21 protein-coding genes are annotated in these 24,762 nt (G+C 59.4%); 14 read left to right on the top strand and 7 right to left on the bottom strand.

Translation table 11 applies throughout. The features are described from left to right. Positions 1-147: 147 nt before the first annotated feature. The 11 genes from urtA to ureC all read left to right on the top strand — a co-directional run bounded on the left by urtA (position 148) and on the right by ureC (position 10,489). Complete coding sequence (gene urtA, locus J2W17_RS19675) at positions 148-1,413, top strand: urea ABC transporter substrate-binding protein (protein WP_060542799.1); 1,266 nt, start codon at positions 148-150, stop codon at positions 1,411-1,413. Between the two features lie 165 nt (positions 1,414-1,578). Continuing rightward, positions 1,579-3,081 carry an urea ABC transporter permease subunit UrtB gene (urtB, locus tag J2W17_RS19670; protein WP_307337882.1) on the top strand — a complete coding sequence of 501 codons (1,503 nt, stop codon included), beginning with the start codon at positions 1,579-1,581 and terminating at the stop codon, positions 3,079-3,081. Beyond that, complete coding sequence (gene urtC / locus J2W17_RS19665) at positions 3,081-4,160, top strand: urea ABC transporter permease subunit UrtC (RefSeq protein WP_307337879.1); 1,080 nt, start codon at positions 3,081-3,083, stop codon at positions 4,158-4,160. The genes urtB and urtC overlap by 1 nt, the downstream gene beginning before the upstream one ends. Continuing rightward, a complete protein-coding gene (gene urtD / locus J2W17_RS19660; RefSeq protein WP_150797079.1) occupies positions 4,157-5,026 on the top strand; it encodes an urea ABC transporter ATP-binding protein UrtD in 870 nt (289 codons plus the stop codon). Before urtC ends, urtD begins: the two co-directional genes overlap by 4 nt. Positions 5,027-5,171: 145 nt before the next feature. Continuing rightward, on the top strand, positions 5,172-5,870 hold the full coding sequence (gene urtE, locus J2W17_RS19655; protein WP_307337871.1) for an urea ABC transporter ATP-binding subunit UrtE: 699 nt from the start codon (positions 5,172-5,174) through the stop codon (positions 5,868-5,870). A 69-nt stretch (positions 5,871-5,939) separates the two neighbouring features. Then, positions 5,940-6,779 carry an urease accessory protein UreD gene (locus tag J2W17_RS19650; protein WP_307337867.1) on the top strand — a complete coding sequence of 280 codons (840 nt, stop codon included), beginning with the start codon at positions 5,940-5,942 and terminating at the stop codon, positions 6,777-6,779. A 158-nt stretch (positions 6,780-6,937) separates the two neighbouring features. Further along, the gene (locus J2W17_RS19645; protein ID WP_307337864.1) at positions 6,938-7,240 is read left to right on the top strand and encodes an urease subunit gamma; all 303 of its coding nucleotides are present in this window, start codon (positions 6,938-6,940) and stop codon (positions 7,238-7,240) included. 9 nt (positions 7,241-7,249) lie between these two features. Next, complete coding sequence (locus J2W17_RS19640; RefSeq protein WP_307337861.1) at positions 7,250-7,783, top strand: GNAT family N-acetyltransferase; 534 nt, start codon at positions 7,250-7,252, stop codon at positions 7,781-7,783. 6 nt (positions 7,784-7,789) lie between these two features. Then, positions 7,790-8,323 (top strand): GNAT family N-acetyltransferase, encoded by a 534-nt coding sequence (locus J2W17_RS19635; RefSeq protein WP_307337857.1) that lies wholly within the window; start codon positions 7,790-7,792, stop codon positions 8,321-8,323. Then, positions 8,323-8,628, top strand: coding sequence for an urease subunit beta (locus J2W17_RS19630; RefSeq protein WP_030128285.1), 306 nt, complete (start codon positions 8,323-8,325; stop codon positions 8,626-8,628). Before J2W17_RS19635 ends, J2W17_RS19630 begins: the two co-directional genes overlap by 1 nt. 160 nt (positions 8,629-8,788) lie before the next feature. Further along, on the top strand, positions 8,789-10,489 hold the full coding sequence (gene ureC, locus J2W17_RS19625; RefSeq protein ID WP_307337852.1) for an urease subunit alpha: 1,701 nt from the start codon (positions 8,789-8,791) through the stop codon (positions 10,487-10,489). 63 nt (positions 10,490-10,552) lie between these two features. On the opposite strand, the gene J2W17_RS19620 is transcribed toward ureC, so the two are convergent. Next, the gene (locus tag J2W17_RS19620) at positions 10,553-15,790 is read right to left on the bottom strand and encodes an NEL-type E3 ubiquitin ligase domain-containing protein (RefSeq protein WP_307337849.1); all 5,238 of its coding nucleotides are present in this window, start codon (positions 15,788-15,790) and stop codon (positions 10,553-10,555) included. A gap of 253 nt (positions 15,791-16,043) precedes the next feature. Between J2W17_RS19620 and J2W17_RS19615 the strand changes: the two genes are divergently transcribed. Next, positions 16,044-17,168, top strand: a complete 1,125-nt coding sequence (locus J2W17_RS19615) for a sensor histidine kinase (protein WP_307337846.1) — start codon at positions 16,044-16,046, stop codon at positions 17,166-17,168. Positions 17,169-17,218: 50 nt separating this feature from the next. Here the strand turns inward: J2W17_RS19615 and J2W17_RS19610 are convergent, their stop codons facing one another. Continuing rightward, entirely contained in the window at positions 17,219-17,524 is a 306-nt protein-coding gene (locus tag J2W17_RS19610; RefSeq protein WP_064675666.1) for a chaperone modulator CbpM, read from the bottom strand. 23 nt (positions 17,525-17,547) lie between these two features. Next, positions 17,548-18,495: a DnaJ C-terminal domain-containing protein gene (locus J2W17_RS19605; RefSeq protein ID WP_307337842.1), complete on the bottom strand. Its 948-nt coding sequence runs from the start codon at positions 18,493-18,495 to the stop codon at positions 17,548-17,550. 298 nt (positions 18,496-18,793) lie between these two features. Between J2W17_RS19605 and J2W17_RS19600 the strand changes: the two genes are divergently transcribed. Next, complete coding sequence (locus J2W17_RS19600) at positions 18,794-20,068, top strand: Hsp70 family protein (RefSeq protein ID WP_307337839.1); 1,275 nt, start codon at positions 18,794-18,796, stop codon at positions 20,066-20,068. Between the two features lie 142 nt (positions 20,069-20,210). On the opposite strand, the gene J2W17_RS19595 is transcribed toward J2W17_RS19600, so the two are convergent. The 3 genes from J2W17_RS19595 to J2W17_RS19585 all read right to left on the bottom strand — a co-directional run bounded on the left by J2W17_RS19595 (position 20,211) and on the right by J2W17_RS19585 (position 22,652). After that, positions 20,211-21,224 (bottom strand): AI-2E family transporter, encoded by a 1,014-nt coding sequence (locus tag J2W17_RS19595; RefSeq protein ID WP_307337836.1) that lies wholly within the window; start codon positions 21,222-21,224, stop codon positions 20,211-20,213. A 261-nt stretch (positions 21,225-21,485) separates the two neighbouring features. After that, complete coding sequence (locus tag J2W17_RS19590; RefSeq protein ID WP_150797069.1) at positions 21,486-21,791, bottom strand: PsiF family protein; 306 nt, start codon at positions 21,789-21,791, stop codon at positions 21,486-21,488. Positions 21,792-21,863: 72 nt separating this feature from the next. Beyond that, positions 21,864-22,652 (bottom strand): AraC family transcriptional regulator, encoded by a 789-nt coding sequence (locus J2W17_RS19585; RefSeq protein ID WP_307337831.1) that lies wholly within the window; start codon positions 22,650-22,652, stop codon positions 21,864-21,866. 95 nt (positions 22,653-22,747) lie between these two features. Between J2W17_RS19585 and J2W17_RS19580 the strand changes: the two genes are divergently transcribed. After that, positions 22,748-23,635, top strand: a complete 888-nt coding sequence (locus tag J2W17_RS19580; RefSeq protein WP_307337826.1) for a DMT family transporter — start codon at positions 22,748-22,750, stop codon at positions 23,633-23,635. Positions 23,636-23,771: 136 nt separating this feature from the next. Here the strand turns inward: J2W17_RS19580 and J2W17_RS19575 are convergent, their stop codons facing one another. Further along, positions 23,772-24,662, bottom strand: coding sequence for an esterase/lipase family protein (locus tag J2W17_RS19575; protein ID WP_307337822.1), 891 nt, complete (start codon positions 24,660-24,662; stop codon positions 23,772-23,774). Positions 24,663-24,762 lie beyond the last annotated feature (100 nt).

Here is a 24,762-nt window from a genome sequence, read left to right as displayed (position 1 = left end):
TGAGTCTGTCCATTCATGGTGCGCAACACCTTTGTCCCTTCCCCGCCAATACGACATTTCCTTGCCTTTCTCCGACTGGGCACAACCCTTGCTAATACCCCCTCAGTGCTGCCAATCAAATAAATTCATGTTCATGGAGATCGCACAATGAAGCGTCGCAGCTTGATCAAGGCTTTCACACTATCGGCAAGCATTGCCGCGATGGGCATGACCTGGACTGTCCAGGCCGCCGAGACCATCAAGGTCGGTATCCTGCATTCGTTGTCCGGAACCATGGCGATCTCCGAGACCTCGCTCAAGGACATGGCGTTGATGACCATCGACGAGATCAACGCCAAGGGCGGCGTGAACGGCAAGATGCTCGAACCTGTGGTCGTCGATCCGGCATCGAACTGGCCGCTGTTCGCCGAAAAAGGGCGGCAGTTGCTGACCCAGGACAAAGTGGCCGTGGTGTTCGGTTGCTGGACCTCCGTGTCGCGCAAATCGGTATTGCCAGTGTTCGAAGAACTCAACGGCCTGCTGTTCTACCCGGTGCAATACGAAGGAGAAGAGATGTCGCCAAACGTGTTCTACACCGGCGCCGCGCCGAACCAACAGGCGATCCCGGCGGTGGAATACCTGATGAGCGAAGAAGGCGGCAGTGCCAAGCGCTACTTCCTGCTGGGTACCGACTACGTTTACCCGCGCACCACCAACAAGATCCTGCGCTCGTTCCTGCACTCCAAAGGCGTGGCCGACAAGGACATCGAAGAGGTCTACACCCCGTTCGGCCACAGCGATTACCAGACTATCGTGGCCAACATCAAAAAATTCTCCGCCGGGGGCAAGACGGCAGTGATCTCCACCGTCAACGGCGACTCCAACGTGCCGTTCTATAAAGAACTGGCCAACCAGGGCCTGAAAGCGACCGACGTTCCGGTCGTGGCGTTCTCGGTCGGTGAAGAAGAACTGCGCGGCATCGACACCAAACCGCTGGTGGGCAACCTGGCGGCATGGAACTACTTTGAGTCGGTCGAGAACCCGGCGAACAAGAAGTTCGTCGCCGACTGGAAAGCCTACGCCAAGAAACACAACCTGCCGGGCGCCGACAAAGCGGTCACCAACGATCCGATGGAAGCCACCTACGTCGGCATCCACATGTGGGCGCAAGCGGCCGAAAAAGCCAAGTCCACCGACGTCGACAAAGTCCGCGAAGCCCTCGCTGGCCAGACCTTCGCGGCGCCATCCGGCTACACCCTGACCATGGACAAGACCAACCACCACCTGCACAAGCCGGTGATGATCGGCGAGATCCAGGCTGACGGTCAGTTCAATGTGGTGTGGCAGACCGAAGGCCCGATCCGCGCCCAACCGTGGAGCCCGTTCATTCCGGGCAACGACAAGAAGCCGGAGTATGCGGTGAAGAGCAACTAAGCCCCGCGATGCCGGGCCCAGACTCTCACCTGGGCCCGACACAACACCTGTAGGAGCTGGCTTGCCAGCGAAGACGGCGGCACATCCAGCATCGATGCAGCTGACCCACCGCCTTCGCCGGCAAGCCGGCTCCTACAAGGTCCGCGTATGACCAGGACGCTCGACATGCACACCGCCCTTTACCGTTTTATCTTTGCACTCGCGCTTTTACTGCCGATGGCCGCACATTCAGGCGACGCCGAAGACTTCGTCGCGGCCAATCCCGTGCAGCAAGCCAAGCTTCTGGAATCCTGGGCCGCGCAGCCCAACACGGCCCGGGTCGAACTGATCAATGCACTGCAACAAGGCGAACTGACCCTCGATGGCCAACTGAAAACACTGCGCCTGAACAATCGCCTGCGGGGTCTGATCGACACCGCGCAAGCCAGTCACCAATTACTCGCCGCCGACGCCAACGTCCGGTTGGCCGCCGCGCAGCAATTACAGAAAAGCGCCAAACCGGCGCAACTGATGTTCCTCGATCGGCAACTGGCGGGGGAAAAAGATGAAAGCGTTCACGCGGCGCTAAGCCTGGCGCTGGCTAACCTGCAACTGGTCGCTACCGACCCGGGCGTGCGCCTCGCCGCCGTCCGGCTGCTGGGTGAAACCGGTGACCCGCTGGCCCGCACCCGCCTCGAAGGCTTGCTCGAATCCGGCGTCGAAGCCGATGCCGCGGTGCGTACCGCTGCCGAAACCAGCCTGGCCCAAGTCAAGCGCAAACTGCTGATCGGCGAGATGCTTGGCCAGGCCTTCAGCGGCATGTCGCTGGGTTCGATTCTACTGCTCGCAGCCCTCGGTCTTGCGATCACCTTTGGCCTGCTCGGCGTGATCAACATGGCCCACGGCGAGATGCTGATGCTCGGTGCCTACTCGACCTACGTCGTGCAGTTGATGTTTCAGCGCTTCGCCCCACAAGCCATCGAGTTCTATCCGCTGATAGCACTACCGGTGGCATTTTTCGTCACGGCCGCGATCGGCATGGCACTGGAGCGCACAGTCATCCGCCATCTCTATGGCCGGCCGCTGGAAACCCTGCTCGCCACCTGGGGCATCAGCCTGATGCTGATCCAGTTGGTGCGACTGGTGTTCGGCGCGCAGAACGTCGAAGTGGCCAACCCGGCCTGGTTATCCGGCGGGATCCAGGTTCTGCCGAACCTGGTGCTGCCCTACAACCGCATCGTCATCATCGCTTTCGCGCTGTTTGTGGTGGTGCTGACCTGGCTGCTGCTGAACAGGACGCGCCTCGGTTTGAACGTGCGCGCCGTCACCCAGAACCGCAACATGGCTGCCTGCTGCGGGGTGCCCACCGGGCGCGTCGACATGCTCGCCTTCGGCCTCGGCTCGGGCATTGCCGGCCTCGGCGGTGTGGCGCTCAGCCAGATCGGCAACGTCGGCCCCGACCTCGGCCAGAGCTACATCATCGACTCGTTCCTGGTGGTGGTGCTCGGCGGCGTCGGTCAGTTGGCCGGCAGTGTCCTGGCCGCTTTCGGCCTGGGGATAGCCAACAAGATTCTCGAACCGCAGATCGGTGCGGTGCTCGGCAAGATCCTGATCCTCGCGCTGATCATTCTGTTCATCCAGAAACGTCCGCAAGGCCTCTTCGCACTGAAAGGACGGGTGATCGACTGATGAACCAGCCCCTGATGCTCACCGCCAGCCAAAAGGCCGGCCCCAAGGTCACTATCGCTGTCGGCGCGGTGGTCCTCGTTCTGCTGCTGACGCTGCCGCTGCTTTCGCTGTTGTCGCCGGACAGCGTGTTTCACGTCTCGGCCTATACCCTGACGCTGGTGGGCAAGATTCTGTGCTATGCCATCGTCGCCCTCGCGCTGGATCTGGTCTGGGGTTACGCCGGCCTGCTCTCCCTGGGCCACGGCCTGTTCTTCGCCCTCGGCGGTTACGCGATGGGCATGTACCTGATGCGCCAGGCCTCGGGCGATGGTTTGCCAGCGTTCATGACCTTCCTGTCGTGGACCGAACTGCCCTGGTACTGGACCGGTACCAGCAGCTTCCTCTGGTCGATGTGCCTGGTGGTGTTGGCCCCGGGATTACTGGCGCTGGTGTTCGGCTTCTTCGCCTTCCGTTCGCGGATCAAGGGCGTGTATTTCTCGATCATGACCCAGGCCCTGACCTTCGCCGGGATGCTGCTGTTCTTTCGCAACGAAACCGGATTCGGCGGCAACAACGGCTTCACTAATTTCCGCACCATTCTCGGTTTCGGCATCACTGAACCCGGCACCCGCGCGGTGCTGTTTTTCGCCACCGTGCTGTTGCTGGTGGCGAGCCTGTTTATCGGCTGGCGTCTGGCCCGGAGCAAGTTTGGCCGGGTATTGACCGCCCTGCGCGATGCGGAAAACCGCCTGATGTTCTGCGGCTACGATCCGCGTGGCTTCAAGTTGTTTGTCTGGGTGTTGAGCGCGGTGCTGTGTGGCCTGGCCGGCGCGCTGTATGTGCCACAAGTCGGGATCATCAACCCGAGTGAAATGTCGCCGACCAACTCCATCGAGGCGGCGGTCTGGGTGGCACTGGGTGGTCGTGGCACTTTGATCGGTCCGCTTCTCGGCGCCGGAGTGGTCAACGGCATGAAGAGCTGGTTCACCGTGGCCTTCCCCGAATACTGGCTGTTCTTCCTCGGCGCGCTGTTCATTGTCGTGACCTTGTATCTGCCCAAAGGGGTGATCGGCCTGCTGAAAAAGAGAGGTGAGCAATGAGAGTCACTGCGACGGCTGAATTCATGCTCGAACCGGCGTTTTTCCCGGTGGAGCCCAATAAGGACGCCGGCAGCAGCCGCGACGTCATCGGCCTTGGCCAAAGCGTCGGCCCCGGCCTGGACACCCGCCACGGCACCATCCTGACCCTGGAGGACATCAGCGTCAGCTTCGACGGTTTCAAGGCCCTGAACAATCTGAACCTGTACATCGGCGTCGGTGAATTGCGCTGCATCATCGGCCCCAACGGTGCAGGCAAGACCACGCTGATGGACGTGATCACCGGCAAGACCCGGCCCAGTCATGGCAAGGCCTGGTTCGGCGAAACCCTCGATCTGACGCAGATGAGCGAAGTGCAGATCGCCCAGGCCGGGATCGGCCGCAAGTTCCAGAAGCCGACGGTGTTCGAAGCCTTGAGCGTCTTCGAAAACCTCGAGCTGGCGCAGAAAACCGACAAGTCGGTCTGGGCCAGCCTGCGCGCTCGGCTGAGTGGCGAACAGAGAGATCGCATCAGCGAGGTGCTGGACACCATTCGCCTGACTACCTCGGTCAATCGCCCGGCGGGCTTGTTGTCCCACGGGCAGAAGCAGTTTCTGGAGATCGGCATGTTGCTGATGCAAGACCCGCAACTGCTGCTGCTCGACGAGCCGGTGGCGGGCATGACCGATGCCGAGACCGAATTCACTGCCGAGCTGTTCAAACGCCTGGCCGGCAAGCATTCGCTGATGGTGGTGGAGCACGACATGGGCTTTGTCGGGTCGATTGCCGACCACGTCACCGTGCTGCATCAGGGCAGCGTACTGGCCGAAGGGTCGCTGGAACAGGTGCAGGACAACGAGCGCGTCATCGAAGTGTATCTCGGCCGATAGACCTGCAAACACAGAACCTGTAGGAGCTGGCTTGTCGGATCGCCGCACCGCAGCGAAAGCGTCCTTTCAGGCGATAAATACGTCGACTGATCCACCGCTTTCGCTGGCAAGCCAGCTCCTACAAGGGTTTGAGGAGAATTTGAACATGCTGCAAGTCGACAAGCTGCACCAGTACTACGGTGGTAGCCACATCCTGCGGGGCCTGACATTCGACGTGAAGGTCGGAGAAGTCACCTGCCTGCTGGGGCGCAACGGAGTCGGCAAGACCACCCTGCTCAAGTGCCTGATGGGTCTGTTGCCGGCCAAGGAAGGCGCGGTGAACTGGGAAGGCAAACCGATCACCACGTTCAAGCCGCACCAACGGGTTCACGCAGGGATCGCCTACGTACCCCAGGGGCGCGAGATCTTCGGCCGGCTGACCGTGGAAGAGAATTTGCTGATGGGCCTGTCGCGGTTTCCCGGATCAGACGCCAAGGAGGTCCCGGCATTCATCTATGAGCTGTTTCCGGTACTGCTGCAGATGAAGCAACGGCGCGGCGGGGACTTGTCCGGGGGTCAACAGCAGCAACTGGCGATTGGCCGGGCGTTGGCCAGCCGTCCACGGTTGTTGATTCTCGACGAGCCCACCGAAGGCATTCAGCCCTCGGTGATCAAGGAGATCGGTGTCGTCATCAAGACACTTGCAGCCCGTGGCGACATGGCGATTTTACTTGTGGAGCAGTTCTACGACTTTGCCGCCGAGCTGGCGGATCAGTACCTGGTGATGTCCCGGGGCGAAATCGTGCAGCAGGGTCGCGGCGAAAACATGGAAGCCGAGGGTGTTCGCGGCCTGGTTACGATATAAATCTGTGGCACATGACTTCGATACAAGGCTTTGATCAAATCTGCGGCGTCCTGACGATCACTGGAAACCATGAACCTACCTGTCCCCACTGCCCTGTTTACCCCGAGCTGGCACGCCGAGCTGGAACTGGGCTACGCCCGATTCGGCGACAGCACGCGCCCGGTCCAGCGTCGGCACAAAGGCCCGCTGCGGGTGCAGAAGCATCTGTATGCCGAAGGATCGCAAGTTTGCCAGCACATCATCGTTCACCCGCCGGGGGGGATTGCGGGGGGTGACCGACTGGACATCTCGGCCAATGTTGGCCGCGATGCCTGGGCGCAAATCACCAGTCCCGGCGCGGCCAAGTGGTATCGCGCGGCCGGACCCGCTTATCAGCAGCTGACCTTGAAAGTGGCGAGCGGTGCGACACTGGAATGGTTGCCGCAGGAGACCATCATTTTCAGTGCTGCGCAGGCCGAACTCAGCACCTGTATCGACCTTGAAGGCGACGCGCGGCTGTTTTACTGGGACGTAGTGGCGCTGGGCCGACCGGCCAGCGGCGAGCGCTTCGACCTCGGGCATTTTCAAGCGCACCTCGACATCCGTCGCGACGGCCGGTTGCTCTGGCACGAACGTCAGCGCATTGTCGGCGGGGATGGGTTGCTCGATTCGCCAATTGGCCTGGATGGGCAGCCAGTGTTTGCAACCTTGCTGGTGACCGGCGAAATTGATAGTGATGTGCTGGAAAAGTGCCGATCGCTGCCCAATGAGGTGCGGGGAGACCTGACCCAGCTGCCGGGGCTTCTGGTGGCTCGATGCCTGGCCAGTGAGGCGCTGTTGGCGCGGGGTTGGTTGATTGATTTGTGGCGGTTGTTGCGCCCGGCGTTACTGGGCCGAGAAGCTGTCCCACCACGAATATGGGCCACCTGAACACCGCCCCACTGTAGGAGCTGGCTTGCCAGCGAAGGCGTCCTTTCAGTCGATAAACATGGCGACTGACACACCGCTTTCGCTGGCAAGCCAGCTCCTACAGGGGTCCGTATTAACAGTTCCAACACCTTTTTACTGCCGATTATGGATTCCAAACGATGGACCTGACCCCACGCGAAAAAGACAAGCTGCTGATCTTCACCGCCGGCCTCGTGGCCGAGCGGCGTTTGGCGCGCGGCGTGAAACTCAATTATCCGGAAGCCATGGCCTACATTTCCGCGGCATTGCTCGAAGGCGCCCGTGACGGCCAGACCGTGGCCGACCTGATGCACTTCGGCACCACGCTGCTTAGCCGCGAACAAGTAATGGCAGGCATCCCGGAAATGATCCCGGAGATCCAGGTGGAGGCGACGTTCCCCGACGGCACCAAACTGGTCACCGTCCACCAACCGATCGCCTGAGGTCGCGCCATGACTTACCACATCCGCGATGCAGTGCAGGACGATCTGCCGGCGATCCGCGATATCTACAACGATGCCGTGCTCAATACCACGGCCATCTGGAACGAACAGACCGTAGACCTGGACAACCGCCAGGCCTGGTACAGCGCCCGGCAATCCCAGGGTTATCCGGTTCTGGTGATCGTCGACAGCAATAACACGGTGCTGGGCTACGCCTCATTCGGTGACTGGCGACCGTTCGAAGGTTTCCGTCACACCGTCGAGCATTCGGTCTATGTAGGCAGCGATCAGCGCGGCAATGGCCTGGGCCCTCAACTGATGGAGGTACTGATCGACCGCGCCAGAGGCTGCGACAAGCACGTGATGGTTGCCGCCATCGAAAGCGGCAATGCAGCGTCCATACGCCTGCATGAACGAGCCGGTTTCGTCACCACCGGCCAGATGCCCCAGGTGGGCACCAAGTTCGGCCGCTGGCTGGACCTGACCTTCATGCAATTGACCCTCAATCCTGGCGCGCAGCCCCCTGCCGCCCACAAGGAGTAACGTCCGATGAACGCTGCCCAATTGCGCCGCGTCAATGTTGAAAGCTTTGCGCACTATCGCCAGGGTCTGATTGATCTGCTGCTCGATGCGGTGGGCTATGGCGCCAGCGTTGGGTTCATGGCCAATCTCGACGCCACGCAGGCGCGCGCCTACTTTGATGAGGTTCAAGAAAACCTGAACCAAGGCAATGTGCTGCTGTGGGTAGTGGTCAAGGACGAACAGGTCCAGGCCAGCGTGCAACTGACCCTGTGCCAGAAAGCCAATGGCTTGAACCGTGCCGAAGTGCAGAAACTGCTGGTACGCGAAGATGCGCGTCGCCGGGGTCTGGGCCAGCAGTTGATGAGTGCTCTGGAAACGGCCGCCCTCCAGCACAAGCGCGGCATGCTCTACCTCGACACCGAAGCCGGCTCCCCCGCCGAGGATTTCTACAGGGCGCTGGGCTACACCCGCGCCGGTGAGATCCCCGACTACGCCTGCGATCCGAGCGGCCGCTACAAACCCACCGCGCTCTACTACAAGATTCTCCAGGGAGCCCATTGATGATTCCCGGTGAATACCAGATCCAGCCCGGTGACATCGAGCTCAATGTCGGCCGCCGCACGCTCAGCCTGAAGGTGGCCAACAGCGGTGACCGGCCGATTCAGGTCGGCTCGCATTACCATTTTTTCGAAACCAACGACGCCCTGACCTTCGACCGCGCCGCCAGCCGCGGCATGCGCCTGAACATCCCCGCCGGCACCGCCGTGCGCTTCGAACCGGGGCAGAGCCGCGAGGTCGAGCTGGTGGATCTGGCCGGGCATCGTCGGGTGTTCGGGTTCGCCGGGCGGATCATGGGCGACCTTTAAGTTATGTAGTGCCTGCACCGGCCCCTTCGCCGGCAAGCCGGCTCCTACAGGGTTCTGCATTGTGTCTGACGAAACGCAATCTCCCCTGTAGGCGCTGGCTTGCCTGCGATAGCGAGTTATGCGAGCGGTCTCGAAAACAATTGAATCCCAAGGCAAGCACATGAAGATTTCAAGACAAGCCTACGCCGACATGTTCGGCCCCACCGTCGGCGACAAGGTCCGTCTGGCCGACACCGAGCTGTGGATCGAAGTGGAAAAGGACTTCACCACCTACGGCGAAGAAGTGAAATTCGGCGGCGGCAAAGTCATCCGCGACGGCCAGGGCCAAAGCCAATTACTGGCCGCCGAAGTCGTCGATACCCTGATCACCAACGCGCTGATCATCGACCACTGGGGCATCGTCAAGGCCGACGTCGGCCTCAAGGACGGGCGCATTACCGGCATCGGCAAGGCCGGTAATCCGGACATCCAGCCCGGCGTCACCATAGCGATCGGCGCCAGCACCGAAGTGATCGCCGGTGAAGGCATGATCCTCACCGCCGGCGGCATCGACACCCATATCCACTTCATCTGCCCGCAGCAGATCGAAGAAGCGCTGATGAGTGGCGTCACCACCATGATCGGCGGCGGCACCGGCCCGGCCACCGGTACCAACGCCACCACCTGCACTTCCGGGCCCTGGCACCTGGCACGAATGCTCCAGGCCGCCGATGCCTTCGCGATGAACATCGGTTTCACCGGCAAGGGCAACGCCAGCCTGCCCGAGCCCTTGATCGAACAGGTCAAGGCCGGCGCCATCGGCCTCAAGCTGCACGAAGACTGGGGCACCACACCGGCGAGCATCGACAACTGCCTGAACGTCGCCGACCAATACGACGTGCAGGTAGCCATCCACACCGACACCCTGAATGAGTCGGGTTTCGTCGAAACCACCCTCGCCGCCTTCAAGGGCCGCACCATCCACACCTACCACACCGAAGGCGCGGGCGGCGGTCATGCGCCGGACATCATCAAGGCCTGCGGTTTCCCCAACGTACTGCCCAGCTCCACCAACCCGACCCGGCCGTTCACCCGCAACACCATCGACGAACACCTCGACATGTTGATGGTCTGCCACCACCTGGACCCGAGCATCGCCGAAGACGTGGCATTCGCCGAAAGCCGGATCCGCCGTGAAACCATCGCCGCCGAAGACATCCTGCACGACCTCGGCGCGTTCTCGATGATCAGCTCCGACAGCCAGGCCATGGGCCGGGTCGGCGAAGTCATCACCCGCACCTGGCAAACCGCAGACAAGATGAAAAAGCAGCGAGGCCCATTGCCCGCAGATGGTGAAGGCAACGACAACTTCCGCGCCAAACGCTACATCGCCAAGTACACCATCAACCCGGCGATCACCCACGGCATCAGCCATGAAGTGGGCTCGGTCGAAGTCGGCAAATGGGCGGACCTGGTGCTCTGGCGCCCGGCCTTTTTTGGCGTGAAGCCAACGCTGATCCTCAAGGGCGGCGCCATCGCGGCCAGCCTGATGGGCGACGCCAATGCCTCGATCCCGACGCCACAACCGGTGCACTACCGTCCGATGTTCGCCAGTTACGGCGGCTCGCTGCACGCCACCAGCCTGACCTTTATCAGCCAGGCGGCGCAGGAGGCTGGCTTGCCACAAGCATTGGGTCTGAAGAAGAAAATCGCCGTGGTCAAAGGCTGTCGCGACGTGCAGAAAACCGACCTGATCCACAATGATTATCTGCCGAACATCGAAGTCGATGCGCAGACCTATCAGGTCAAGGCCGACGGTGTGCTGTTGTGGTGCGAACCGGCGGATGTGCTGCCGATGGCCCAGCGGTATTTCCTGTTCTGAAATGCCTGGCATACAAGGCCTGATTGCAAAAATCTGCACTCAGGCGTTTGACTCAAAGTCGATTCAACGGTTATCCGACTGCACCGTAAAAGGAGTTTCGACCCTTTGAAGTTTGGCCCTGTCCATCGCTTCCCGGGTCAGTTTCTTCAGCAGCTCGATCTTTTCGGCATTGATCAAATCCATCTCTGCCGTGTACTCGGCATCCGTCATTACACGACCGGGAGGGACATCGGTTGGTTGTTTGCCAAGTACCGAAGCGAGTGTCGTGATTTTTCCGCGCAACTGGGTTCGCACTGATGCATCGGTGGTTTCCGTCCATGTCTTTTGAGCCATTTTCAGCTCTAACGCAGCGTCGATTCGACGCCGGATGTTTTTGAACACGCTGCGGTTGGCACCCTGGATATACCGATTCCAGAAGTCCAGCTCGATAATCGAATCCCTCAGAAAATCACCTTCCTCGAGCGCAAGTACTTGCTGGTAAGCGGCCTCTATCCTCAGCGGCGTGACATCCGCCTCCTCGAACATCATGCTGCGCGACTGCCAAGGCAAATCCAGGCGCTCGGCAAGGGCTGTCACGTAGGCCAGATGAATTTCCACTTCATCAATGGACCTGACGAAGTTCCCCTCTTCATCCCTGTGCACAATCAGGTCGCCATCCTGATCATATTCGGGAAGTCTGCGGCCTTGCTTGAGCAGTTCCTTGACTCTGGCTCGGGCAATCCTGCCCAGTTCATTCAGGCGCGACTTGCCCTTGGCCAGACTCATCAGCTCCGCTTCCACCAAGTCTTTGCTGACAAGGTGATAGGCCTCATAAATCAGCACTTCGACGCCCATGGCGTTAAAAAGCTGCGCACCGGCATCGACACACGACGAGGGAACCAGCGCCTCGCTGAACAGTTTATCTCGCAGCTCGGCATCGGCAGCGACTGCTTCGAGCATTCGCCAGATCTTGCCGGCAAGCTCGGTTTTGTACTCGGGGAAAGCATCCGAGGAGTTGGCGAGTTTCTGGATTTCAGCAAAAAAGGCTTCAGAACCGAACTCGTCTGCAACCGCCCCCCAGAGATCACGCTTTAACGCTCGTAATTCAGGAGTGGCTCGCTCGGACGGTGCCAACGCATTGATCCAGAAACGGCTATCGGACATCACCGCATTGGGCGTTCGCCGGTCAGGATCGAGCCCGATCGATTCGATGTAGGTTTTGAGCGTTGTGAGATTATCCGATGAAAGCCGATCGCGACTGATCAGTGTGCGCGCCACTATTTCAGCCCGGATGGAACCCGGGGCTACCTCGGGTAACTGGGTAATCGGATTATCGGCCAACCTCAAGTCGAAGTGCCGGGGCCGGGGCAGGGCAAAGGTCCCGGTAGGCCAGGTGGCGAGGCCGGTGTTCGATAAGTTCAGTATGTGCAAGTCAGGCATTTGGCTGACGTCGGGCGGCAAGCCCAGTGGATTGTTTTCCATCCCGAGGATTTTCAACCGGGTCAGGTTCTTGATGCTCTCGATTGCCGGCCCGGTCAACGTGATCTGGTTACTGCTCAGATGCAGTTCAAGCAGATGCCGCATGTCGCTGATCGCTGCAGGAAGTCGGGTCAGTTGGTTATCGGCCAGATTCAGGGCACGAAGCTGGGGGAAATGTCCAAGAAACCCCTCTACTTCATCGCCAAATTGCGAACGGCTCAATTTCAGCCGGGTGACATGATCGAAATTGGCCTCCAGCGGCGGCAAGCTGCGCAGTTGCCATTGCAGCGAAGTGTCACTCAGATCAATGCTCTGGCCGCGATAGTTGCCATAGGCGTCATAGTCTTTCGGACCGGTCCTTTGCCAGGCCTGTTTGAGGACTTTGACGATTTTGATCCTCGCGCCCCACTCCCTGACGTACTGCGGGCTGTCTCTGACGCCTGACCATTCGTTCGGCGTCCTTAACCAGGTTTGCAGGCTGTGATTGAATTGCTTGTACTCCCGCTCGAGCCGCTTCAGCTGGCGGTCTGGCGAGTCATCTTGAGCATTCAGGGTCGCAACGAAATCATCGACCTCCTCAAGGGTGAATTCGGGATAGAGCTTTCTGACCCGCTCCTCGACAATCTGCTCCCATACACCCTGGCCGCGACCGCTCAAGGGGTAGCCGCGCCGACCATCGGGCAACAGCGTCAGCGGCTTGAAAAACGGTTGACGCTGCGCCTGCATCTTCAGAACCGGGCGCAGTTCATCACGCGCGAGTGCGCGCCGTTGGATCAATGCCTTGAGGTCGGCACCCTGGCTCACATGGGGCACACCCAGCGCCCGACGTTGAGCATCCGGCAAGGCGTGCTGAAGGGCGGCGTAGAGGTCATCCCTTCCATGAAGATGAGTGTCGCTGGCGCTACGTGCCTCATACTGCCCTTCTCCGGTCCGAAGCAGCACTTTGCGCTCAAGGGCATCTTCGGGGCCGACGCTGGCTCGTATCGCTCCGGTGATGGAGCCATCCCGGACCTCGATGCGCAAATCGCCAGGCTCGCCGAGCAATCTTCCCAGTGTATGCAGGACCAGGCTTTCAGTGTCCGGCGCAGCCAGCGCCTCCAGGAAAAGCCCCTCATAAGCTCGCGACAAACGCACTTCCTGCTGTGCCAGACGAGCTTTTTGCGCCAGCCGTAACGGCAGGCGCCGGGTGGTTTTCATCTGGCGCAGTTCGCTGGGGGTCGCATCGTCCATAAGCTCGCTGGCGAGCCTGGTCGATATCGAGGAAAAGTTGCGTTGGAGCAGTTGAGTCCGAGGATTCCCCGCTTCCGCCCGGTCTTGGGACAAACTCTGGAAAATCCGCGCCCTGCTCTGATCTGCATGGTCGGCCAGTCGGGCCTGCAAGGTCTGGACCCGTTTGTCCGGTATGACATGTTGACCGACCAGACCCTGGATTTGCTCCTCGCTGAGGAAGGGCAGGACACGCTCCGCCAATAGTCCCGATTTGAGTTCGGCCCGGCTGACGTTGATGACGTCTGCAGCCGGTGCAGCGACATCCCCATACTTGACGGCCTTGCCGCTCAAATCAGAGCCCTCGAACGCCTCTATCGCTTTGTAGCGCGGCCAGCCCGGCAACTCGACCATCAAGGAAGCGGCATAGCCGCAAAGATCATCCTGCAGCTGTCCGGCTCGAATCTGCGACCCCACTTCACCGGCATCGGCATAGGCTTGAAACCGCGTGACGGTGTCGGCCAGCAGTGCCGGTGTCGGCTCACCCTCGACATGCATTCTGCGCAGCACCTCTTCTGGAGTGCCGCTGACTTTGAGGATGTTTTTGCGTTCAATCTCAGTGAAGGCATCCACCGAATGCCCAAGACGTCGTAACAAGGTGTTTTTCGGCCACCCCAGTGGCGCGTCCACCTCGTGATTCCAGGCCCCGCTGCCGTTATGGTTCAACGGCGGTTGGTAGGCATCCTCCCGAGCAGGGTGCTGCATCCGGTATTCCCCGGAGTCCGTTGGTTTTTTCAATGAATAATGCTTTCCCTCCAGCGGCAAAATATCCTCACCGCCATATCGATGCAGCCCCAACCCGTTGGGCCTGGAGGTTGCTGGCAGCCTGATATTTCGCTCGTAGGGTTTGAGATCCGGCTTCCACAAACGCGTCTTGCCACTGGGCAGGATGACGGATTTCAAGCCTTCGATGAACGGCGAAACCGTGTAGTGAAACACCGGCGCCAGGGCCGCCATCGTCGCCAGATTCTCCACGACATCGGTGATGTGGGCCCAGCCCGCTTCCTTGTCGCCCTGGCTCAACTCGCGCACACCCTCGATCGTCTCGAACAACAACTGGTCCGCCGTGACCAGCAGCAAGGCGGCGCCTGCAGGCGGTACAAAGAACGCGGCGATGCCGATGACAGACAGGCCGATGTTCAGGTAGTTGGCGAGCCGACGCTCGCGGGTGATGTCATCCTCGGCGGCGGTTGAAACCGCAAGCACCTGCGCATCCTCACGCATATGCCGACGTTTCTGGCGGAACATTTCAGTCCAGATGCCAGCCATGCCGACCCACTGAAAATTCAGCGAAAGTTCGGCATGCAGATCGATATTCTCCAAAGGGTCTCGCCGCCAGTGCCGATCGGCTATGGGACCGACCAGTCTTGAAACCGGGCTCAAGTACTTCAGATAACCACGCACCTGGTCTTTCCAGTATGTACCGGACGGTGCATCCAGAACCTTCTGGGTAAATCGAAGAAAAAAACGGCCCCGGTCCTTTTCGCAAATGAACCGGCTGAAAAACTGTTGATAGGGGGTAAGCGCGTCCTTGGCGCTATCGATTCTGCTGCCCGGTGGTCGGTACATCAGTTGATGGGTCAGTTGCTCTTCGAACTCGGCGAACGAGGCGTACTTTTTTATCTCATGCTCGGGATCGTCCGGAATGTAGGCAATGACATAGCTGCCATCGTAACGATTGGCGTGGGTTGGAAAGAACACTGCACATTCGGCGACTTCGTACCCCATCAGCTGAAGAGGGCTATAGCTGATGCGCCGTCGACTGTCCTTGTCCCTGACGATCTCCTGTTCGTTGATCAGCTCGAGCAATATTTCGTAATCTTTAAGTTCAATATCCTTTTTCATGAAGGCTGCATAAGCCGCGGCCTTCATTGCTGTTTTTTTGCAATCGATGAAGGCCAGGCTCAACCCCTGCTGATGTGCAGTTTCACCCTCATAAAGAAAGTCCTTGATGTATTTTTCATACTGACCACCGATATCCAGACTTCGGCAAATTGTCACGAATTGCGGTACTTTCAAGGCGAGCGGCAGAACGTCGAATCGCCCCTGCGCATCGGGTTCCGTAATAAATGAAGAATCACTATCGAAGTAATTTACCTCAGCCTCGAAAGTTTCAAAATTATGCAATGCCGCTTGCAGCAGGGAAAAGGTTCTGCTGCGCACATCACCGGTGTTCACGCCCGTCGGAATACCAAAAAACTTGTAATCTACCGGGTAATAAAGTCGCACCCAGGTTTTCTCCACATCCAGCTCAATGTCCGCCTCAGCCAACGCCTTGATCAACAAGGGCTTGGCATAGGCGGTGACACTTTCCAGGCCAGCCACTGTCTTGTCCCATTTATTTTGCGCGTGACAGTCAGCTTCAATTAATGTTTTCAGGGCACTGCGCTGATCCGCTGAACTGTTTTCATACCATTGCGGAAGCGTGGGTTTAGTGGCCTTGAGCACTTTTCGCCGTAGTGGCGAGGCTTGGATAAGGCATTCGGGAATAGTGTTTTTGATGAAGTCGAAGTGATCACCCTTTTCAAAACCACCGGGCTCATCAATTGTAGTTTTTTCCATTGTAGATTCAGTCATGTCGCATAATCCGTATGCCATTCAATTGAACTTTCAATTTACTCACTACCCACTCTAAACAACAAATCGATAATCCACCGGCCAATGCCTGAGCACACCGCCAAATCCATTCAATTAACTGCATGAATAAATAACTAAATAACACCTGACACACAGATCAGCACCTCTTCATCGGCGCTGGCAGCAGGCACACGACAAAGGCGCCAGGATGGGCCACACTCATTGGCTATCATTGCCAAGCAGACGCCCAGCCATGCGTTTATCTGAATTCATCGTGCAGCACGTAGATCGCATCGTTGACGAGTGGGAAAATTTCGCCGAGGCCATTAGCGCCGACGAGTCGCTGGACCGCGCGACGCTGCGCGATCACGCAAAGTCAATCCTGCTGGCCTCGGCAGCCGATATGTGCACGGCACAGACTGCCAGCGAACAGACGGCCAAAGCCAAAGGGGAAGGCGTGGAAAAAACGCCTGATCTGGACCTGGCCGCCGCCTGGCATGGGGAATTGCGCCACACCGTCGGTTTCGATCTGGTGCAAATGACGGCCGAGTTCCGCCATTTGCGCGCCTGCGTGATTCGACTGTGGGTCGACAGCCTGGAATCGCCGGACATGACGTATTTCCAGGACATGATCCGCTTCAACGAAGCCATCGACGAAGCCCTTGCCGAGTCCACCGCGGCTTATGCCGAACAGGTCAATCATTCGCGGGACATCTTCCTGGCGATCCTCGGCCATGACCTGCGAGCGCCGCTGCAAGCGGTGAGCATGTCCACCGAGCTGCTGCTGCGCAAGGCGACGCTCGAAGGCGATGCGCTGACCTGCGCGATCAACATCAAGCGCGGCGCGCGGCACATGGCGGTGATGGTCAGCGATTTGCTGGAGCTGGTGCGCAGTCGCCTGGGCAAGAGCTTGCCGATCGAGCCTGTCCCCATGGATCTGGCGGACGCGGCCCATGCCGCGATTGCCGAAGCCTGTGCCGGCAACCCGGAGTGCGATCCGGTACTGAACGTATCGGGAGACACCCGAGGTGTCTGGGATACCGGACGCCTGGATCAACTCCTGCGGAACCTGATCGGCAATGCGTTGCAGCATGGCTCGAACAAGCGGGATGTGACGATAAGGCTCACTGGCGAGCCAGATTCGGTTCGTCTCACGGTGCACAACTACGGCACGCCGATTCCCGAGAATGCCATTGGCACTATCTTCGATCCCTTGGTGCGCAGTGCCGACGAAGAACTGGGCCAGCCCTCCACCAGCCTCGGCCTGGGCCTTTTTATTGTCAAGGAAGTGGTCAACGCCCACTCCGGGACGATCGAGGTCAGCTCCAGTGAGGCCGATGGCACGCTGTTTACCGTGGTGTTGCCCCGGCGGATCTAGGGCTTGTGCAGGAGCTGCCGCAGGCAGACAAGTTGATTAGAGAGAGAGGGTTACTCCACCACCAACCGCCCCAACCGCTGCTTCAACATCCGATTCTCCGCCCTTAGCTGCTGGACCTCTTCAAGCAGGTCCAGCGCCAGGGCAACCCCCTCCCACTCCAGCTCCAGGTCGTGCCGCAGCTTGGCGGCACGCTTGGCCAGCGCCAGCTCGTAATCGTTGAAACGCCAATCCTTGGGCTGCTTGCCCTGAGGTTCGAGGATGCCGTGCTCGACGATCTCGATCACGTAGACGTCAGATAAATCAGTCGCCTCACAGAATTCTGCCATGTCCAGTTGAACGATCAGGGGGTTGCTCATGATGGGCTACTCCGTCTCTTGGATCAGAAGTTTTCTCGCGGATTGAACGCGGCTTTTTTCGCCAGTTCCTGCCACAGCGCCTTGACCTCATCGCTCGCGACTTTAGGCATGACGGCCTTGAACTGCACGAACAGGTAACCGCGCTCGCCGGCCTTGTTAAGCAGGCCGTGACCCTTGGCGCGGATGCGCTGACCGTTCTGGCTGCCGGCCGGGACCTTGAGGTTGATCTTGCCGGTCAGGGTCGGTACCGCGACTTCAGCGCCCAGCGCCAGCTCCCACGGAGCCAGTGGCAGGGTGATGATCAGGTTTTCGCCTTCAACGTCGTATTTCGGATGCGGCGCAAAACGGATGATCAGGTACAGGTCGCCATTGGCGCCGCCACCGACACCTGGCGCACCCTGGCCTTTAAGGCGGATACGTTCGCCGTCGGCCACGCCGGCCGGGATCTTCACGTTCAGGCTTTTGCTGGTGTTGCTGACATGCTGGCCCGCAGCGTTGTACTGCGGCACCTGGAAGGTGACCTTCTTTGACTCGTTCGAGAGGGTTTCTTCCAGAAAAACCGGTAATTCCATTTCCACGTCTTGCCCTCGACGTCCGGTGCTGCGACGCGACTGTCCACCATCGAAACCAGGTCCACGACCGCCGAAGATCGAACTGAAGAAGTCCGAAAAGTCGCCCGTGTCCTGACCACCACCAAAACCACCCGCGCCTCGCCCCTGCCAACCTGGCGGGCCCTGGAACGGTTGGCCATGCTGGCCGTATTTGCGCAAGTCGTCATATTCGGCGCGCTTGTCGGCGCTTTTCAGCGCTTCATAGGCTTCCGACGCATCCTTGAATTTAGCCTCGGCGTCCTTTTCCTTGCTGACATCGGGGTGGTATTTACGCGCCAGCTTGCGATAAGCCGCCTTGATCGTCTTATCGTCCGCGGTCGGTTCCACACCGAGAATCTTGTAATAGTCTTTGAAGTCCATCGTGGGAATCACCATCCGTTATCGATATCGCGCCACCTGCCAGAGCATGCACTTGTTTTGCAGCAAAGGATTTGACCGATCTCAAGGTTGTGACCGGGCAGCGCATCAGAAGTTTATCTGCAGCAGCGGGCGGTTCGTGCGACCGTCCTGTGGCTGCCAGGCCTAATGCAGACAAGTTTGGGGCAAAGGATAGTCTTTCAAGGCGCTAATAGCTGAGATTTAGCGGATAGTCGGCCTTCGAATCTGTGCCGCAGTGGCATACACTGCGCGGCCGTTTTTTAACCGGAACCTGAAAGACATGAAAAACGCATCTCCAGCCCGTGCCTGTGGTATCGACTTCGGCACGTCCAACTCCACCGTCGGCTGGCTGCGTCCCGGCGTGGAAACGCTGATCGCGCTGGAGGACGACAAGATCACCTTGCCGTCAGTGGTGTTCTTCAACATGGAAGAACGTCGCCCGGTGTACGGTCGGCTGGCGCTGCACGAGTACCTCGAAGGCTATGAAGGCCGCTTGATGCGCTCGCTCAAGAGCCTGCTGGGGTCCAAGCTGATCAAGCACGATACCAGCGTCCTCGGCACTGCGATGCCGTTCAAGGACCTGCTCGGGCTGTTTATCGGCCAATTGAAGAAGCGCGCGGAAACGGCCGCCGGTCGGGAGTTCGACGAGGTGGTGCTGGGTCGTCCGGTGTTCTTCGTCGACGACGACGAAATGGCCGACCAGGAAGCGGAAAACACCTTGGTGGATGTGGCCCGCGCCATCGGCTTCAAGGATGTGTCGTTCCAGTACGAACCGATTGCGGCGGCGTTCGACTATGAGTCGACCATCGAAAAGGAAGAGCTGGTACTGATTGTCGACATCGGCGGTGGTACCTCCGACTTCTCGCTGGTTCGCCTGTCGCCCGAGCGCCGCAACCACGACAACCGTCATGATGACATCCTCGCCACTGGCGGCGTGCACATCGGCGGGACCGATTTCGACAAGCAACTGAGCCTGCAGGGCTTGATGCCGCTGTTCGGCTACGGCAGCCGCATGAAGAGCGGCGCCTACATGCCCACCAGCCACCACATGAACCTGGCGACCTGGCACACCATCAACTCGGTGTACTCGCAGAAGTCGACCCTGGCCCTGGGCAGCATGCGTTACGACATCGAAGACACGGGCGGCATCGACCGGCTGTTCAAGCTGATCGAGCAGCGCGCCGGGCATTGGCTGGCCATGGAAGTGGAAGAAACCAAGATCCAGCTGACCCACGCCCATAGCCGCCATGTGCCGCTGGACCGCATCGAGCCTGGACTTAGCGTGGAATTGAGCCGGGCGCTGTTCGAATCGGCCATCGATAATCTGCTCGAGCGCGTGCGCAACAGCGTCACGCAATTGCTCAACGATGCGAATGTGCGGGTCGATCAGGTAGATACGGTTTTCTTCACCGGTGGCTCTAGCGGGATTCCGGCGCTGCGCAACAGTGTGTCGGCGATGTTGCCGAATGCGCGGCATGTGGAAGGGAACATTTTTGGCAGCATCGGCAGCGGTTTGGCGATTGAGGCCATGAAGCGTTACGGCAACATGGACTAATCCTGAACCGCGTCGCGCCCATCGCGGGCAACCCACGCTCCCACAGGATTTGTGTCGTACCCAATGCAGCGAACGACACGAATCCTGTGGGAGCGCGGCTTGCCCGCGATAGCGTCAGATCAGGCAATACATCTCTACCTGATCAAACCATCCCCACCTGCTTCAACTCACTCTTCAAATACGCGTAATAAATCGGCCCCGCCACGACCCCCGGCAGGCCGAACGCGGCCTCGAACACCAGCATTGCCAGGAGCAACTCCCACGACTTGGCACTGATCTGCCCGCCGACGATGCGTGCATTGAGAAAGTATTCGAGCTTGTGGATAACGATCAGGTAACCCAGCGCTGCTACCGCTACCCAGATCGACAGCGACAAACCGACAATGGTGATCAGGGTATTCGACATCAGGTTGCCGATCACCGGCAACAAGCCGAGCAGGAAGGTCAGCACGATCAGGGTCTTGGTCAGCGGCAGCTTGATGCCGAACATTGGCAGGACCACTGCCAGAAAAATCCCGGTGAAGAAGGTATTGAGCAGGGAGATCTTGATCTGGGCGAATACGATGTTGCGAAATGCCTGGACCAGCAGGTGCAAACGATCGAACAGTGCGGCGGCCAGAGGCTTGCGCTTGGTCACATCCGGTATCCGCTGCAAGGCGATGATCGCCCCCAGCACCATGCCGATCAGCAGCGTCACGAACATGTGCGCCGCGTCCTTGCCCACCAGTTGCAAGTCACTCAGGTGCTTGCTCATCCACTCGCCGATCGCCACGCGGAATTCGGCGGCACTGGCGGGCAGATAGGCATCGATGAACGGCGGCAGTTGCCCGCGCGCCCGGTCGACCACGCCCATGAACTTGTCGAGGGAAGCGCCAGGGTTTTCCGCCTCGTGTAACAGGAAGCTGATGGCCCCGGCGAAGATCAACGCCAGCACACTCACCACTAATGTGCCCAGCAACGCCACCGCCAGCCAACGTGCACGCCGGCCTTCGATCAGCCGTTGCAGTTGCGGGGTGAGCATGTTGACCAGTTCGAACACCAGCAACCCCGCCAGCAGGCTGGGCAGCAGCCGCAACGGCAGAACCAGCAGCAGCCCACCGAAGATGATGACCCAACTGATTACCAGCAAGACTTGGCGTTGAGAAAACGTTGGCATACAGCCTCAAAACGAACGGCGTAAAAGGATTGGCAGTCTGCCAGCGTTCCGGTGACAGCACTAGGGATTGTGTGGGTCGACAGTTGTCGGGTGCCCAGGCGGCTTTATGCGGCGCCCGTGCCGGCCCCTTCGCGAGCAAGCCCGCTCCCACATTCGATCGCATTTCATCTGGAGGAACTCGGTCAAATGTGGGAGCGGGTTTGCTCGCGAAGGGGCCCTTACAGCCCCATAAATTCCCTATCCCAGGCATGACCCCATTCATTATTTTTTCTTCAGGCAGTCACTCATGAACGCCTTGCGCTCATCACCCTTGAGGGCTTTAGTCGCGGCATCGGCGTTGCAGGTTTTCATCTTTTCTTGCTGGGGAGTCATGGGTTTGGCGGCATCCGCTGCCGGCGCAGCTTTTAGGCAAGTGCTCATGAAGGCCTTGCGCTCATCGCCCTTGAGGCTTTTCGCGGTGGCGTCGGCGTTGCAGGTGGTCATCTTGTTCTGCTGGTCAGTGGCGGCGAACCCTTGGGCGCACATCAGTACACCGATCATCAACAAAGGGACATGCAACATCTTCATGGAGTTTTCTCCTGGTTGCCGCAACGAGGGGCGCGGGCTCGTTTTGCAGTGTAGACAATACCTGTTACACCTTCACCGGCTCTCCAGATGGCTGCGTCGATATTGCTCCGGCGTGCATCCGGCCTGGCGCTGAAACATTGCGATAAACGCCGACCCGGTGCTATAGCCCATATCGAATGCGATTTCCTGGATGCTGCGATGGCTGTCCAGCGCTTCAATCGCCGTCAGAAAGCGCAAACGCTGGCGCCACTCGCCAAAACTCATGCCCAACTCGCGCACGAACTGCCGCGCCAGGGTCCGTTCGCTGACGTGAATTTGACCCGCCCAATGCACCAACGGTCGATTGTCACCCGGCTCCGCCTGCAAGGATTCCAGTATCCCGAGCAATCCGGGGCTGCTGGCATAGGGCAAGTAACACTCATGCACCGGAGCCAGTTGCAGCTGGTCCACCAGCACTTGGGCCAGTCGCTTGTCAGCTTCATTCTCGGGAATTTTTACATCCCGGGTGGCAAAATCCTTGAGAATCGCTTTGAGAATATCGTTTATCGCCAGCGTACAAGCCTGTTGCGGCAGGTTATGGCACAAGATCGGAGCCAGGCAGACCGCACGATAATTCACTGGCTGATTGCTGCAGAAACTGTGCTCGGTCTGCGGCGGCACCCACACTGCGTATTGCGGCGGTGACATGAAACGGCTGCCGCCGATTTCCATGTGCAGCACGCCGTGGGCCGAATATTCCAGCGTGCCCCAGGGATGGCGGTGAGCCGAGGCGTAGCGGTGCGCATCAAAGTCGGCGTAACGAAAGTACACCGGCGACGGCAGTTCTTTGAAATCCAGCAAGTCGATGTGTTTGCTGTTCATGGTGTCCGTCATCAGGGGCAGGTTGTCTGGATCGAAGTATAGGCTTGCATCCAGACAGGCGATAATCCCCCCTCATCAACGTTATGGTTTTCCCCATGCAATACGCTTATCCACTGCTGGCCATTTTCATTTGGGCCGGTAACACCGTGATCACCAAAATGTCGGCTGGATCGATCTTCCCCGCCGAGATCGGCTTCTATCGCTGGCTGCTGGCCGGGATCCTGTTCACGCCATTTATGCTCAAACCGGTTATCACCCATTGGCCGGCGATCCGCCCGAACCTGGGCAAGATCTTCATCCTTGGCGTGTTAGGCATGGCGGTCTATCAAAGCCTGGCGTATTTCGCCGCGACGCTGACCTCGGCCACCAACATGGGGATCATCTTGTCACTGATGCCGCTGATGTCGCTGGTCATGGCCATCGTCAGCCTGGGCCAGCGCCTGACTGCCGGGGCATTGGCCGGGGCGGTACTATCGTTTGCCGGTGTGGTGGTGGTTATCTCCTCGGGCAACCTCGCGGCATTGCTGGAACATGGCGTCAATCTGGGCGATGCGATGATGCTGATCGCCACCCTGGCCTATGCGATCTACAGCACCCTGCTGAAAAAGTGGCAATTGCGCTTGCCGCCGCTGGTGTTGTTGTATTTGCAGGTGCTGGTGGCAGTTGTCGTGTTGTTTCCACTGTTCATCGCCTCGCCGAAAATCGGCCCGACCCTGCAGAACATTCCGCTGGTGTTGTACGCCTGCCTGCTCGCCTCGATGATTGCGCCGCTGGCGTGGATGCAGGCGGTGGTTCGCCTGGGGCCAAGCCGGACCACACTGTTTTTCAATCTGCTGCCATTGATGACGGCACTGATTGCAACGGCGGTACTGCAAGAGCAATTGGCGATGTACCACCTGGTGGGTGGGGTGCTGACCCTGGCCGGAGTGATCGTTTCGGAACGCTGGACCACCGTATTGGGTCGTAGGGCTCGTACCGCCTGATCTGACGTCATTCGCGAGCAGGCTCGCTCCCACATGGGTCTCGGTCGCCACCGATTTTGTGTTCGCCATCCATTTTTGCGGGAGCGAGCCGGCTCCGGGCGGCGATCCGACGAAGAAAGATAACTCGGTCGTACTGCTAAACTCCGGCCGCTTTCAACCGCGCCGCATGCTCGACAAACAATCGTACCGGTTGCGCGCCCTTGCCCACCAATCCCAGCGACTGATTGACGATATCGAAGTGATCCAGCGGGTACTCATCGCCAATCACCGTCCCGAGATGCGAACTGTATCGCCCGACCATCCCGTCGCAATGCCCGGCTTCGCGCACAAAGGTTCTGGCAAACAAGCGGCAGCTTCGGTTGGTCCCGTCAAACAGGTTGGCGCCCCGATCGGTTTTCCCCGGTTGCAAGGTCCCGGACCAGGAGTAATAACGCACGCCATTGACCTCTTCAGGGCCCTGCCCGCCCCAGGTCAGCGGCAACCCCTGTGGATAACGCTGATTGAACAGTGCCACGCCTTCAGTGGTCAGCGATTGATGCGAGGCCGGGATATCCATTGGCAGCTTCGGCCCGCGATAGCCGGTTTCCAGCAAGCTCATCAAAGCATCGATCAGCCGCAGCAACACAGCGAGCAGGCGACCCTTGGCACTGTCTGCCGGGTAATGCTTGTGCAAGTGATCCGCCAGCTCAGAACCGTGATTGGGCCCCGCCACCGACGTGACCGAGGCGACTCGATCGGGGCGTTTGGCGGCGGCATATCGGGCGGTGAGTGAGCCCTGACTATGGCCGATGAGGTTGACTTTCTCGGCGCCGGTTTCGCGCACAATTTCCTCGATCCGCGCCAGCAGCTGCTCACCGCGCACCTCGGTCGAGTTAAGCGGCGAGACCTGCACCGCAATCACCGTTGCCCCATCCCGGCGCAGCGCCGAAACAATTCCGTACCAGTACGGATAGAGCAACAGACGGATAAACCCGAGCATTCCCGGAACCAGGACCAACGGATAGCGCGTGGCAGAACCTTGCGACATGGGCAAACATCCTTGTGATCGGTGAGACGAAGCAAGGCGCGATGCAATACCTCCGCCAAGCGTCGACATCGAAGGTGACAATTCGACGACCAGTCTATGA

The sequence above is a fragment of the Pseudomonas lini genome, from assembly GCF_030812475.1.
Lineage (GTDB): Bacteria > Pseudomonadota > Gammaproteobacteria > Pseudomonadales > Pseudomonadaceae > Aquipseudomonas > Aquipseudomonas lini_A.
The sequence above is the reverse complement of the archived record's forward strand: the minus strand, read 5'-3'. Positions and strand labels throughout refer to the sequence as shown.